Genomic DNA, 14,556 nt, shown 5'->3' with positions numbered 1-14,556 from the left:
TTATTAAACATTATTTGCTCTTAATGTAATTTACTCCATCAGCAGCTGGAGCGACTGACTTACCGAAGAAGATTACCAAGACTACAATCGTAATTACATATGGGGCAATCTGAACGTAAACAGTTGGTATCTTAGCAATAACTGGTAATTGATTACCAATTATACTCAAGCTCTGAGCTAAGCCAAAGAACAGAGACGATAACATTGCTCCAATTGGGTTCCACTTGCCGAAGATAACCGCAGCTAATGCCATGAAGCCTTGACCAACAATTGTTGAAACAGAGAAGTTCCCTGAAATTGCTTGAGCAAAAATCCCCCCGCCAATTCCAGCTAGCAATCCAGATGTTAATACACCAATATAGCGCATCTTGTTAACATTGACACCTAAAGTATCGGCTGCTTGAGGATTCTCACCTGATGAACGCAATCTCAATCCTAATCTTGTCTTATACAACACCCACCACAAAATTATGGCTAAAATAATTCCACACCAAGCTGGTGCTGAAGTATCTTTAAAAAAGATGGGCCCAATTACAGGGATTTTAGCTAAGATTGGGAAACTAAAATAGCCAAAATTAGCCGAAACATTTTCTGTCTGTCCCTTATCATAAATAGCCTTAATTAAAAAGACACCTAATGGCGGTGCTAACAAATTCAAGACAGTACCACTAATAACATGGTCGGCTCTAAAGTTAATCGTTGCAACTGCATGCAGAATAGATAGAAGCAATCCAGCAATACCACCAACTAGGACACCAAGCCATGGCGTTAAGCTGCCAAAAGTACTAGCAAAAGTTAAATTAAAAACTACCGAAGAAAATGCCCCAATAGTCATAATTCCTTCTAGTCCAATATTAACTATTCCAGAATTTTCACTATATACGCCACCTAAAGCCGCAAAGATCAAAGGGGCAGAATATACCAGTGTTGAAGAAACTATTAGGCTTAACATAGTTACAATATCCATTATTGCGGCTCCTTTCCCGAAATTGACCCATCTGCTTTATTAACTTTCACACTTGAAGAAGTGGATAGTGCAGAATTAGCTTTAGTTTTGAATAATTTACCAATTATATAGTTAATTGCTACAAAAAAGATAATCGCTGCTATTACAATTGACACGATTTCATAAGGGACACCAGCAATCGTCTGCATCCCTAAGCCACCAATCTTTAAGATTGAAAACAAAAATGCTGCAAGTACGATTCCACCAGCCGTTGAACTTCCCAGCAAGGCAACCGACAAGCCATCCCAACCAATATCTAGACTAGTTGTTTGGGTAAAGTAATTTTGGTAAGTTCCTAATCCTAATACCACCCCGCCTAGACCAGCGAATCCACCAGACAATAACATTGATACAATAATATTCTTCTTGGTGGAGATACCCGCATATCGACTAGCATCAGGATTCAGCCCGACTGCCTTAATTTCAAATCCTAGCGTTGTCTTCCTCATTAAAAACCAATAAATTAATGCAGCAATTATTGCTAAAAATATCCCAGCACTAATTCTAGAACTACCGAATACATTACTCAGCCAATCAAGGTGTAAGCTACCGTTTCTGCTAATTGTCTTGGTAGTATCCGTATCAATTCTTAAATGATCTGACATTACTTTTTGCATTAAATATTGGCATGAATATAAGACAATATAGTTAAGCATGATTGTCGTAATTACCTCATTGGTGCCAAAATATGCCCGCAATACCCCAGCAATTCCAGCAACGATTGCACCACTAACTGCACCAGCAATCACCGCTAAGGGCAATAAGATGGCCTTAGGCATGGTAGGGTTAGCTAAGACTATCCAAATTGAAGTTAACCAGCCCGCCTGAGCCTGTCCTGGCAAGCCAATGTTAAAGAATCCTGCCGCTGAAGCGATTGCGAATCCAATTGCGGTAAATATCAATGGTGTTGCTTCACGCAGAGTCTCACCTAGGCCATTCATATTACCTAAAGCACTAGTAAACATTGATCCATAAGCTGTCAAAGGATTATAGCTCCAGATCAACATAATTATTGCACCAATTAAAAAGCCTGCTAAGACTGATACAACTGGTACTAAAATCCGCTTGACCCTAGCATTAACTTGAATCATTCCTTAACACCTGCCTTCTTAATACCAGTCATCAATAAACCTAACTCAGTTTCACTTGTTGTTTCTGGCTTTACCTCACCAGATTCTTGTCCATTGTGTAATACCAGGATTCTATCAGAAAGTTGCATGATTTCATCAAGTTCATAAGATACTAATAAAATCGCCTTTCCTTTAGCTCGTTGGGCCAAAAGTTGCTTATGAATATACTCAATAGCACCGACATCTAATCCTCGCGTCGGTTGAAAGGCAATAATTAAGTCACTGTCTCGATCTAATTCTCTGGCAATAATAGCCTTTTGTTGGTTTCCTCCAGATAGTTCACCTGCTGGTAGGTTAGCACTTGCTGCTCGAATATCGAACTTTTTCATTAACTTTTTGGCATGATTATATATTTGCTTAAAATTAATAATGCCCAACTTAGAAAACGGACGTTGGTAATATTCTTGCAATGCAATATTATCTGCTAGTGACAGAGGTAAGATTAATCCATATTTTTGACGGTCAGCAGGAATATGAGCAACTCCAAACTGGGTAATCTCCCTAGTTGACATTGAATTAATTACCAATTTTTTAATTACAGCTTTACCGCCATTAATCTTTCTTAGACCTGTCAGTGCTTCAACTAATTCATCTTGGCCATTACCATCGATTCCTGCTATACCTAAGATTTCACCAGCATGAATTGTAAATGATAGGTTATTGACTGCTAAACTACCGTTTTTACGCTTAACTTGTAAGTCCTTTACAGTCAATATTGGTCTACCTAATTGAGCCGCTGGCTTGGTAAGCTTCATCTCAATCTTGCGACCAACCATTAATTCAGCCATCTTATCATCGCTAACTTTGCCGACTTCAAAGCTGCCAACACTCTTACCAGCACGAATAATAGTCACCCGGTCAGCTACTGCGCGAATTTCTTCTAATTTATGAGTTATTAAGATTATCGACTTACCTTCGTTAGCTAGGCCTCTGATAATTTTGATAAATTCAGTAATTTCTTGCGGAGTTAATACAGCGGTCGGCTCATCGAAGATTAAGATGTCAGCTCCTCGATATAAGACCTTCAGTATTTCAACTCTTTGTTGCTGGGCAACTGTAATTTCTGAAACCTTTTGATCAGGATCAATGCTAAGACCATAATTATTAGCCAAGGCTAAAACTTGCTGTCTGGCTTTTTTAAAGTCAATTGCTATGCCTTTAGTAGTTTCATAGCCTAAGATAATATTCTCTAAAACTGTAAATGATTCTGCTAACATAAAGTGCTGGTGAACCATCCCGATCCCTAACTTCTTAGCAACTTGGGGACCAGTAATATTAACCTTTTTTCCTTTAACAAAGATTTCACCACTAGTTGGCTCAAGTAATCCTGATAAGATACTCATTAAAGTAGACTTACCGGCACCATTCTCACCTAGCAGTGCTAGAATTTCACCTTTTTGCAAATCGAGATTGATTCCATTATTAGCCTTAAAACCAGAAAAATCTTTCACGATTTGTTTCATTTCAATTACTTTTTGCGTCATAATATTCTCTTTTATAAAAAGATTCTTCACCATGAGACATGATGAAGATATCTTTAATTAATCAATATTTTTAGTTCTTAGGGTGGATAGCAACTGTAACTTTCTTAGCTAAAATATCTTTTCTAGCACTTTGAGCTGCTTTCCAAGCAGAAGCACTAACTTGGCCACGGGTAATTGATACACCGTTGTTCTTCAAACCGTAAATTAAGTTCTTACCACCTGGGAATTTACCTTCGTAAGCGCGGTCAGCAATATCCTTAGTGGCAACGTTAACACCAGTAATTACTGAAGTTAAAACAAAGTTACTCTTCTTACCATCTTTAGAAGTGTAGTTACCTAAGTTAGATTGATCAACATCAACCCCAATAGCCCAAACCTTCTTATTAGCAGGTCTAGTTTGGTTAATTGACTTAGCTTCTTGGAATAAGCCATCACCAGCACCACCTGCTGCATGGAAGATAATGTCGGCTTTTTTAGCGTACATTGATTGAGCAATTGACTTAGCCTTATCTGATGAAGTGAAATTACCAATGTATTGGTTTAGAACAGTGACTTTCTTGTTAAGCTTCTTAGATTCATCCTTAACCCCTTGGGCAAATCCAGCATCAAACAAGTCAACAATATCACCATGAGCACCACCAATGAATCCTACTACACCAGTCTTAGTCTCCTTGGCTGCAACTACTCCAGCTAAGTAAGAAGCTTGTTCACTCTTAAAGTTAGCGGAAACAACATTCTTTTGTCCCTTGATAGTATCATCAATAATAGCGAAGTTCTTCTTAGGGTACTTCTTAGCTGCACTTGAAACAGCATCTTTTAATTGATAACCAATACCAAAGATTGTTTGGTAACCTGCCTTAGCAGCCTGGTCAAAGTTAGGCACAAAGTCTGATGGACCACTTGATTGGAAGTATTGGTAGCCATTCTTACCGCGATTCAAGTTATGTTCTTTACCATAGGCTAAGAAGCCGTTCCAAGCTGATTGATTAAATGAGTGGTCATTAACACCGTTACCGTCAGTTATTAGCGCAATTGAATGCTTAGCATCGCTAGCTTTATTACCGCTGCCTCCTTGTTTTTTGCCTGAGCAGGCTGTTAAAGTTAACCCTGCTAAAAATGCAACACCTGTAACTAACAGGAACTTCTTAATCTTAAAACTCATTGTTTTCCTCCTGAAATTCATTAATCGTGATGAGTTTATCAATATTTAGTATGTCTGTCAAAACACGAACACTAGATGATGTGTTGATATAAGTGGATTCTTAATTGGTCTAGCCCTTAAAAATTCCCTTGTGGCTCTAAGCCTGAAATAAGTTTTTGTAAATTTTTTAAAAAATATCAATATCTAGTGATTATTATTACTGCGTATACTATATATTGTTAGCTAAGGATAAAATTTAGAAATATTTTATTTGAATTATTTAGACAAAGTATACCTAGTTTTAAATTTTTTAATTTTTTAGTTGACAAATTTTAGTAAGCGCTTTACTATATGAATGAATTGAATAACTATTCTTCGAGGCAGGGTGAAATTCCCGACCGGCGGTATAGTCCGCAACCCGTTTTATACGGTGGAATTCCAATTGGATACCGATAGTTAAAGTCTAGATGGCAGAAGAAATAATTCCTTACTTATGTGTAATTGATATTATTTTTTATGATTTATTGTTAGGAGTCTCGAAGTTTCGAGGCTCCTTTTTTTACTAAAAAGGAGTGATTAAATGGTTAAAAACGATGCATCCTTTATGCGTCTTGCATTGAATCAAGCCGCTAAAGGCCGCTACCAAACTTGGAAGAATCCCATGGTTGGCAGCGTTATTGTCAAGCACGGACAAGTGCTGGCTACTGGCTACCATCACCACTACGGTGATCAACATGCCGAGCGTAACGCCATCTCTAAATTAACTCCAGAACAATTATTCAATTCTACTCTCTATGTTACCTTGGAGCCTTGCAACCATTATGGTAAGCAGCCGCCTTGTTCAGAGCTGATTATTAAAAGCCATATCAAGCGTGTCGTAATTGCCCAAGTAGATCCCCATAAGTTAGTTACCGGCAAGGGAATCACTAACTTAAAGCAACACGGGATTGAAGTTGAAGTTGGTGTTTTAGCGGAAGAAGCACGTAAATTAAACGAACACTATAGCTACTTCTACGAAAACGATCAACCTTGGATTACGCTTAAACAAGCTATCTCTCTTGACCATAAAGTCACAGCAATAAAGGGCACACGAACTCAGATTACCAATCAAGAAGTTTATCAGCGAGTTCACTCAGAACGAGCTGATTATCAAGCAATTGTTATTGGCAGTTCAACGGCAATTATTGATAATCCTAGCTTATTGACTAGTCACCAGAGTAACTTCCCACCTATTCGGATAATCCTAGATAGACGCGGGCGCTTACTAGACCATCTTGACTTGAAGTTATTAACAGATAATCTAGCTCCTACTTGGATCTTTACTCAAAATCAAGAGTTAGCATTCCATCCCTTTAATAACTCGGTTCACTGCTTCTTAAATAAAGGTAATATTCTAGTTAACTTATTAACCGAATTGAAAAAGCAAGAAATTCAATCTATCTATGTTGAAGGTGGACCTAAGATAGAGAATGCCTTTCTTAATCAATTCCAAGTTAACGAATTGATTACATACCTATCGCCAGACTTAATTGGACAAGATGGGCTCGATGGCTTAAGTCCACAGTTTAGGCAGCAATTTACTAACAAAAATTTTGAAATATTAGCTGATAATATTCGTATTGATGAAAGGAATTAATATGTTTAGTGGTGTAGTAGCAGGCAAGAGTAAAATTGTCCAAATTGAAAAACACGATGAGACTATTAAAATGACAGTTTCATATACTGATGAATTATTAAAAGATATCAAGATCGGTGATTCGATCTCAGTTAACGGTACCTGCTTAACAGTTGAAGAATTCGACCAAAATAGCTTCGTAGTAACCATGATGCCGCAAACATTTAAAAAAACTACTTTTAAAAATTTAAATGTCGGTGATGAGGTTAACCTTGAACAAGCAATGGGCGCAAGTAGTCGTTTTGAAGGTCATATTGTTAGCGGTCATATTGACGAAGTAATCAAGGTAGTCGACCGCCATATTAATGAAAATGCAATTGAATTATGGTTTACACTTCCTAAGCGGTTAAACAAGCAAGTAGTCGCTCAAGGCAGCGTAGCCTTAAATGGCGTTAGCTTAACCGTGATGGATGTTAAAGATGATACTTTCTCAATTGGATTAATCCCACATACCCAGGACAAGACTAACTTATCTAACTTGCAAATTGGTGACGAACTTAATCTTGAAACTGACATCTTAGGAAAATATGTTGAAGCAAACCTAGTAAAGGAGAATTAAAATGGACGTTAAGAAGATTCAAAATGCAATCAAATGGATGAAAAAAGGTGGCTTAGTAATTGTTGCTGACGATGAAGACCGTGAATCTGAAGGCGATATGATCGGCTTAGGTTCTAAAGTAACCCCTGAAAATATTAACTTCATGACTAAGTACGCCCGTGGTCTTTTATGCACTAGCATTAGTCGCGATATTGCCCAAAGATTGAAGCTCAACCAGATGACTGGGGATAATACTGATCCCTTCGGTACTGCCTTTACAATTAGTGTCGATTACAAAACTACTACAACTGGTATTTCAGCTTACGATCGTGCAGCTACTATTAAGGCCTTGGCGGATCCTAATTCTAAGCCAGAGGACTTCTTCCGTCCGGGTCACTGTTTCCCATTAGTTGCCAAAGACGGGGGCGTTTTAGAAAGAAATGGCCACACTGAAGCTTCTGTAACCTTAGCTAAGTTAGCTGGCGAAGAACCAGTTGCCTACATTTGTGAAGTTTTAAAGTCTGACGGGCATATGGCTAGACGTCCACAATTGCGTGAAATTGCTAAAGAACACCACATGCCATTTTTAACAATTGCCGAATTACAAGAATATGTTAAGAGCCCTGTTAGTAAGACTAACGACTTCGTAGACTTTCCAACTGCATATGGACATTTCAAGATCAAGAGCTACCAAGACCAGAACTTAGCAATTTTAAAAGGCAATATTGATCCTGATAAACCTCTCTTAGTGCGGCTTCATTCTGAATGTATGACTGGTGACACTTTTGGCTCGAAACGTTGCGATTGTGGTGACCAGCTACATACCGCTATGCAAAAAATTGACGAAGCTGGCAACGGTCTGATACTTTACTTGCGTCAAGAAGGCCGTGGTATTGGTCTAGAAAACAAGTTAAAGGCTTATAGTTTACAAGACCAAGGTTATGACACTTATGAAGCAAATACAATTTTAGGCTTTAAACCTGACGAACGTAAATATGACATTGCTGCAAGCATCTTGAAAGATCTTGGCGTTAAGAGAATTCACTTGTTAACTAATAACCCTGATAAGATCTCTCAATTAAAAGAATATGGCATTGAAGTTGAAAAACGTGTCCCACTTGAAATTCCAGCTAATAAGATCAATCATAGCTATCTAGAAACAAAACGCGACAAATTCCACCACATATTAAAGGCATTATAAGATAAGCGAGGATTTAATCATGACAAAATTTGAAGGTAATTTTAAAGGAACTAACTTTAAGGTAGCAATCGTAGTTTCTAAATTTAACGAAATCGTTACCCACCACCTTGTTGATGGTGCAGTTAACACACTAACTCAATTTGGTATATCAAAAGACAACATTGATATTTATTGGGTACCTGGAGCTTTTGAAATTGGTTTTACAACTAAAAAGGTTCTCAATACCGATAAGTATGATGGCATTATGACTCTAGGTGCTGTAATCAAGGGTGAAACTGACCACTACGGTATGATTATTCAAAATATTACTAGTGCAATTATGCAATTGAACCTTGAAGCAAAAGTTCCGATAACCTTCGGTATCTTAACTACTGATAACATCGATCAAGCCTTACAAAGAGCTGGACTCAAAGCTGGTAATGAAGGTAGCTCAACAGCCCAAAGTTTAATTGAAATGATTTCATTGAATAAACAGATTTAAGAACGCTATAACGGCGTAATGGTAAACTTTCATCTTTATAATTTCTAAATAATTTCTTATTACTTTTTATAAATTTTACTTACTCTTATTTAAAATAGTAAGTATATTATGCGGGATAAGAGCAATATATTAGCCTGCTACTTATTATTGCTTTTCCCCCCAATATAGAAATTTTTCAGTACATCTCTTCCCCCTAATTAGAGATGTACTTTTTATTTTAATTATACTTGTAATTACAAGTAGTTAGTCCTATACTAGTATTGTTGTAACTACAACTAGTTAAGAGGAATATAATTAATGTCAACTCAAAAGCGCCTGCCAAGTAACCTAATCTACCATATTGGTAGACTAGAAAATGTCTTTATTAACCAAAAGTTAGAATCCGTCAATCTTAGAATGAGCCATGCCCACTTGCTTAAGTTCGTCCAGCGTCATCCTGGCTGCATTCAAAAAGAATTAGCCCAGGACTTAACTTATCAAGCTGGTAGCTTAACAAATATCCTAAAAAACTTAGAAAAGCGCCAAATGATTATTCGCAAAAGAGACCCTAATAATGGCTTGCAAAAGCAAATATTTCTATTGCCTCAAGGAGAAGCTGTCCTTAAGTCTGTTGATCAAGCCTTCAAGGAGCTTAATCAGTTAATTGATCAAATTGATCCTGCGACCTACCATAACCTACTGGCAATCTCTAATCGGATAGATAAAGAACTTAACGAAGGGATGAAAAAATGAGTCAAAGCAAAAATAATGAACTTTGGAGAAAAAATTTAAAAGTCTTATCAATTGCTGTTTTCATTGCCGGAATTGCTTTTTCAGAAGTTATGCCCTTCTTATCACTTTACATTGATACTCTGGGGACATTTACCCATCAAGAGCTGAACTTTTGGTCGGGATTTGTTTTTTCAGGAGTTTATTTTGTTTCTGCAGTTGTATCACCCTGGTGGGGTAAGCTCGCTGATAAAAAAGGCCGTAAATTAATGATTCTAAGAGCATCACTAGGAATGGCAATTGTTCTAGCAGCAATGGGATTAGTAACTAATGTTTGGCAGTTATTCTTTTTAAGGATGACACAGGGATTTTTTGCAGGATTTGTTTCTAATTCTAACGCCTTAATTGCCACCGAAACTCCAAAAGAAAAATCCGGTCAAGCCCTCGGAACAATGACTTCCGCCTTTACGGCCGGTAACTTATTAGGGCCATTTGTAGGTGGAGCTTTAGCTTCTGCATTTAGCTATCGAGTTACCTTCTTGATTACCGGTGGCTTGTTATTAATTGCATTCTTTCTGTCACTATTTTTTGTTCATGAAGATGACTTTAAGCCAATCACTGAGCAAAAACTTGAAAATACTAGAGGTGTGATCTCAGCACTGCGCTCGCCTATTTTGGTCTTTGGGCTTATGTTGACAACCTTAATCATTCAAGCTGCCAATAATTCAATTAATCCAATTGTGTCTTTATATGTTAGACAATTAATGCATAATCAAGGAAATATTGTCTTTGTGTCAGGGATTATTGCCGCCTTACCTGGAATCGCTACTTTCCTCGCAGCTTCGCGATTTGGAGCATGGGGTGACCGAATCGGAACACATAAGATTATTATCGGTGGCTTTATTGGGGCAACTATTCTTTTCTTTTTAACTGCCTTCGTACAAAATACTTGGCAATTAGGAATATTACGGTTCCTAGTTGGCTTCACAGATGCCTGTTTGTTCCCTCAAGTTCAAACACTCTTAACCAAAAATTCCCCAGTTCAAGTAACAGGGAGAATTTTTTCTTGGAATCAGAGTGCAATGTATATTGGCAATATTGTTGGTCCTCTACTAGGTTCTACAATCGCCGGAATTTCTAGCTACAGTATGGTATTCATAGTAACTGCAGTAATTGTAGTCGCAAATTTAATATTATTTAGATTTAATGTTATTAAAAACTTGAATTAAACTTGACTTTTTGCCCAAAAGCTTGTTAAATATAGTCAAATGAATAAGTGATGACCTTTAACACTAGTCCCGTGAGGCTAAGAAGGAAATCTGCATTAGCTACACAGTCCTTTTTGTGCAAGCCTAAATACAGTAAGACTATCTTAGACTCGTTGTCAGATAGTCTTTTTCTTTTGGTCATCGTAGAAAGGATTCTTTATGAAAAATCAGGATAATTTCCGTAATCCCGATGCTGTACTAGATGTCTATGAAAAGCCAGGCCCTAGCCAGGGAATTCTACTATCCTTGCAGCACTTGTTTGCCATGTTTGGTTCAACAGTTTTAGTGCCAATTCTAGTTGGTATCAGTCCAAGTATTGCCTTGTTATCGTCAGGTGTAGGTACACTAGTTCACATGTTGCTTACCAAGTTTAAGATTCCTGCCTACTTGGGTTCTAGCTTTGCTTTTGTAGCAACAATGCAAGCATTGATGAGGCAAGATGGCTATCCGGCAATCGCTCAAGGAGCCATTGCGGCTGGGTTAGTATATGTAGTAGTTGCCCTAGTTGTAGCTAGAATTGGATCAGCTTGGGTAGATGAGGTATTGCCACCAATTGTAGTTGGACCTGTAATTATTGTCATTGGTCTATCATTAGCTACAACAGCTGCTAATGATGCAATGATGAACCATACTAAGTATGACTTAAAATTTTTCGGAATTGCGATCTTCACCTTGGCAGTGACTTTATTCTTCCAAATGTTCTTTAAAGGGTTTACATCACTAGTATCAATTCTTTTAGGAATTGTCTGTGGCTACATCCTCTCTTGCTTTTTGGGAGTTGTTGACTTCGGACCAGTTGCTAAGGCAGCTTGGTTTACTTGGCCTGCACTTGATGTACCAGTTGTTTCTTATAAGTTAAAGTTCTACCCAGCAGCAATTCTAACGATGGCACCGATTGCCTTCGTTACCATGTCGGAGCACATGGGACACATTATGGTACTCAATTCGCTGACTAAGCGTGACTTCTTCAAGAATCCTGGCTTGCACAGAACCTTGATGGGTGACGGGCTATCAACAGTTATTGCCGGCTTCATCGGTGGTCCTCCAACTACTTCTTATGGTGAAAATATTGGTGTCCTTGCAATGACTAAGGTTCACTCAGTCTGGGTCTTAGCTGGAGCAGCAGTATTTGCGATTATCTTTTCCTTTGTAGGTAAAATTGCTGCCTTAATTGATTCAATTCCAATGCCAGTAATCGGCGGTATTTCCTTCTTACTCTTCGGAACTATCGCTTCTAGCGGACTTAAAATTCTAGTTGATAATAAGATTGACTTTGGTGAGAAGAGAAACATGCTAATTGCCTCAGTAATCTTAGTTATCGGTATCGGTGGAGCTTACTTACAACTTGGTAGCTTCCAGTTAACCTCCGTTGCCCTCTGTACCATTATGGGGATGCTCTTGAACTGGATTCTGCCAGCACATGCAGCTAGTGAAATAGCTCATCAAGAAGAAATGACCAAAAAAGAAAATAATTAAACAAGAAGCACGATCCTAGTTATATTCAATGTCATTGATATTGAATTGCTAGAGCCGTGCTTTTTTTATTGATTATGGGCAATTAAAAACATATAGCCAAAATATGTATTTTTAAATTTCCAATTTGTAATATTATCGCCCTTTAAGCTTTCACGTAGAGGGTTTAGTATTCCTATAGAGCCATCGTAATCTATGTTTAATTTTAAAAATTGAGAAAATTGATTTAAAAAATCCGTCTTCCCGTACTTCTTCAACAAAATATACGCCACAATGCTAGAAAATTGAATTAAATATTCCTGACTCAAAAACAGCAAGTATCCTTCTAATATTGGTCTATTGATATCATTAATATCTTTATTAGCTACAGACCAGTATACAAGATATTCTGTCTTATCTTTAGCAGACAGAGAATCACTCATTAAGATTTCTTCTAAATTAGCTTTAGGCATCTTTATTTTATTTAAAATACTGGTAAAGAGCGATTCATCGGCTTTGTCTTCTTTCAATATTTCTGATAATTCATTATCTTCATCAGTTAATAAATTATTGTGTAGTGCTAGCCATTCTTTTAATTTGATAATTTCATTTTCCATAATTTAAAATCCAAATTCCAAATATTTGATCAATACTGCAAGTATCAAGATTAATTTTCTTTTTCAAACTACAATTCAGTGCCAAAGATAATAATATTATGTTAGTTACATCCCCAGTATAGTAATAATAGTATAACAATCGTTGCTGCTCTTCTTTATTATCACAAGAGATATTTTTAATATTCAATCTATTTAGAATACTAGACTGGTGTAAAGATATAATATCTTCAAAAGGACAGTAACTATAAAAAGTTTACGTTTAATCCTGCTATCTAATAACGCAAAACCACGAAATTCTTCTATCTGAATTTCGTGGTTTTATTATGCCTTCTTCTCTTTATCGGTATAAATAAATGTCAGCACAATTGAAATAATCAACAGTCCTACCGCACACAACATAATTTCTTGCAAGCCTGTGTGAAATATATTACGCATAATTGGCAATAAATCTTCTGGTAAAGACTTAGCAGACTTAGCATCACTAATCTTATTCATCATACTCATTGTAATTTGCGGATAGTTTTTAATCCCGTCAGCTAAAGCTAAGTTCATAATTACACCATAGACAGCAGCCATTACAGTCTGAGCCAAAATTCTAATCAAATAAGATAAGGAAGTAGCTGGCGCCATATTCTCTTCTCTAGCATCAATTTGAACCTTAACCTGTAATAATACAAAGACAAAACCAACTCCAAAGCCAGAAAAAGCCCCCAAGAAGGTAATCATCCAAATGCTGGTATTACTTGGTGCAACAGCTAATCCCAAGCAAGATACTAACATGCAGAGCATACACATTAATATCAATCCTCGATTACTAAAACGTGCACGCAGCGGATTCACAATCAAGGTCCCTAATACATCGACAATTGAATTAGGAATCAAGGTCATTCCACCAACTAAAGCTGTTGTTGCTAATAATCCTTGAGCCCACATTGGCAAGTAAGTATTAATCGCTAAAAATGCACCCCAACTAAAGATAAATATTAGAAAATCCCCTACTAAAGCACGATTCTTAAACATTGAAATGGGAACAATAGGGCTAGTCTGGTGCTTTTCATAAATGAAGAATAATACCAATAATACTAACCCCAAAATAATTAAGGCTGCGACCAATACAATACTGCCAATTCCTAATAATTGAATTCCTACTAATAAGCTAATTAAGCCACTGACAATTAATACCGCTCCTAATATATCAAACTTATCTGTCTGCTCTAACTTAGATTCACGGTAATAAATCATCGACAACAAGATCGCTAAACCGCCAATCGGAATATTAATGTAGAATACCCAATGCCAAGATAGACTATCTACTAAGTATCCTCCAGCTAGTGGTCCAATAATAGCTGCCACACTAAATGAAGCACCCAAATATCCCAAAATCTTAGTACGTTGCTTAATATTAGGAAAGATATAACCAGCCATAATGTAGGGTAAGGAACCTAAGCCCCCAGCGCCAATCCCCATCATGGCCCTAGCCGCTAAGAACAGAACCATATTCGGCGCTAATCCTTGAAACAGTGATCCTAAGACAAAGAACAGCGATGATAGTTCAAAGGCAGCCTTGTTACCTATCTTCTCACCAACCTTAGTCCAGATTGGAATTGAAATTGACATCCCTAATAACAATATTGCCACAATCCAACCCATATACTGTATTCCATGTAAGTCCGCAATAATTGCTGGCAGGGCAGTATTAATAATCGTACTATCTAGCCCTGCCATTACATTAGCTAAAATCATTGCAAAAGTTAGCATCCTAACTTGTTTTTGACTCATTTAGCAGCTTCCTCCTTGTTAAAAAAAGAACCTGGAAATTTATTCCAGATCCTAAGACTAATATAGATTATGCTTG

General features: G+C 37.2%; 13 protein-coding genes and 1 riboswitch. Of the genes, 7 read left to right on the top strand and 6 right to left on the bottom strand.

Annotated features, from left to right (window positions below; genetic code table 11):
- Positions 1-10 precede the first annotated feature (10 nt).
- The 4 genes from J2Z60_RS03425 to J2Z60_RS03410 all read right to left on the bottom strand — a co-directional run bounded on the left by J2Z60_RS03425 (position 11) and on the right by J2Z60_RS03410 (position 4,782).
- Entirely contained in the window at positions 11-967 is a 957-nt protein-coding gene (locus J2Z60_RS03425) for an ABC transporter permease (RefSeq protein ID WP_209686276.1), read from the bottom strand.
- Positions 967-2,097: an ABC transporter permease gene (locus J2Z60_RS03420; RefSeq protein WP_209686275.1), complete on the bottom strand. Its 1,131-nt coding sequence runs from the start codon at positions 2,095-2,097 to the stop codon at positions 967-969. Before J2Z60_RS03420 ends, J2Z60_RS03425 begins: the two co-directional genes overlap by 1 nt.
- Positions 2,094-3,620: an ABC transporter ATP-binding protein gene (locus tag J2Z60_RS03415; RefSeq protein ID WP_209686274.1), complete on the bottom strand. Its 1,527-nt coding sequence runs from the start codon at positions 3,618-3,620 to the stop codon at positions 2,094-2,096. The genes J2Z60_RS03420 and J2Z60_RS03415 overlap by 4 nt, the downstream gene beginning before the upstream one ends.
- Positions 3,621-3,690: 70 nt before the next feature.
- The gene (locus tag J2Z60_RS03410; protein ID WP_209686273.1) at positions 3,691-4,782 is read right to left on the bottom strand and encodes a BMP family lipoprotein; all 1,092 of its coding nucleotides are present in this window, start codon (positions 4,780-4,782) and stop codon (positions 3,691-3,693) included.
- A gap of 346 nt (positions 4,783-5,128) precedes the next feature.
- Positions 5,129-5,244, top strand: a riboswitch (FMN riboswitch).
- 97 nt (positions 5,245-5,341) lie between these two features.
- Between J2Z60_RS03410 and ribD the strand changes: the two genes are divergently transcribed.
- The 7 genes from ribD to J2Z60_RS03375 all read left to right on the top strand — a co-directional run bounded on the left by ribD (position 5,342) and on the right by J2Z60_RS03375 (position 12,108).
- Entirely contained in the window at positions 5,342-6,397 is a 1,056-nt protein-coding gene (ribD, locus tag J2Z60_RS03405) for a bifunctional diaminohydroxyphosphoribosylaminopyrimidine deaminase/5-amino-6-(5-phosphoribosylamino)uracil reductase RibD (RefSeq protein WP_209686272.1), read from the top strand.
- A gap of 1 nt (position 6,398) precedes the next feature.
- Positions 6,399-6,995, top strand: coding sequence for a riboflavin synthase (locus tag J2Z60_RS03400; RefSeq protein ID WP_209686271.1), 597 nt, complete (start codon positions 6,399-6,401; stop codon positions 6,993-6,995).
- Between the two features lies 1 nt (position 6,996).
- Positions 6,997-8,175, top strand: coding sequence for a GTP cyclohydrolase II (gene ribA, locus J2Z60_RS03395; protein WP_209686270.1), 1,179 nt, complete (start codon positions 6,997-6,999; stop codon positions 8,173-8,175).
- A gap of 19 nt (positions 8,176-8,194) precedes the next feature.
- Positions 8,195-8,656 (top strand): 6,7-dimethyl-8-ribityllumazine synthase, encoded by a 462-nt coding sequence (gene ribH / locus J2Z60_RS03390; RefSeq protein WP_209686269.1) that lies wholly within the window; start codon positions 8,195-8,197, stop codon positions 8,654-8,656.
- A 297-nt stretch (positions 8,657-8,953) separates the two neighbouring features.
- Positions 8,954-9,388, top strand: a complete 435-nt coding sequence (locus J2Z60_RS03385; RefSeq protein ID WP_209686268.1) for a MarR family winged helix-turn-helix transcriptional regulator — start codon at positions 8,954-8,956, stop codon at positions 9,386-9,388.
- Positions 9,385-10,593 carry a multidrug efflux MFS transporter gene (locus J2Z60_RS03380; RefSeq protein ID WP_209686267.1) on the top strand — a complete coding sequence of 403 codons (1,209 nt, stop codon included), beginning with the start codon at positions 9,385-9,387 and terminating at the stop codon, positions 10,591-10,593. The genes J2Z60_RS03385 and J2Z60_RS03380 overlap by 4 nt, the downstream gene beginning before the upstream one ends.
- 198 nt (positions 10,594-10,791) lie before the next feature.
- The gene (locus J2Z60_RS03375) at positions 10,792-12,108 is read left to right on the top strand and encodes a solute carrier family 23 protein (protein WP_209686266.1); all 1,317 of its coding nucleotides are present in this window, start codon (positions 10,792-10,794) and stop codon (positions 12,106-12,108) included.
- Between the two features lie 65 nt (positions 12,109-12,173).
- On the opposite strand, the gene J2Z60_RS03370 is transcribed toward J2Z60_RS03375, so the two are convergent.
- A complete protein-coding gene (locus tag J2Z60_RS03370) occupies positions 12,174-12,701 on the bottom strand; it encodes a hypothetical protein (protein ID WP_209686265.1) in 528 nt (175 codons plus the stop codon).
- 321 nt (positions 12,702-13,022) lie between these two features.
- Complete coding sequence (locus tag J2Z60_RS03365; protein ID WP_209686264.1) at positions 13,023-14,480, bottom strand: MFS transporter; 1,458 nt, start codon at positions 14,478-14,480, stop codon at positions 13,023-13,025.
- Positions 14,481-14,556: the final 76 nt, after the last annotated feature.

The sequence above is a fragment of the Lactobacillus colini genome (genome assembly GCF_017874575.1).
Classification (GTDB): Bacteria; Bacillota; Bacilli; order Lactobacillales; family Lactobacillaceae; genus Lactobacillus; species Lactobacillus colini.
Note: the sequence above shows the minus strand (reverse complement) of the source record. Positions and strands in the feature narration are given on the sequence as shown.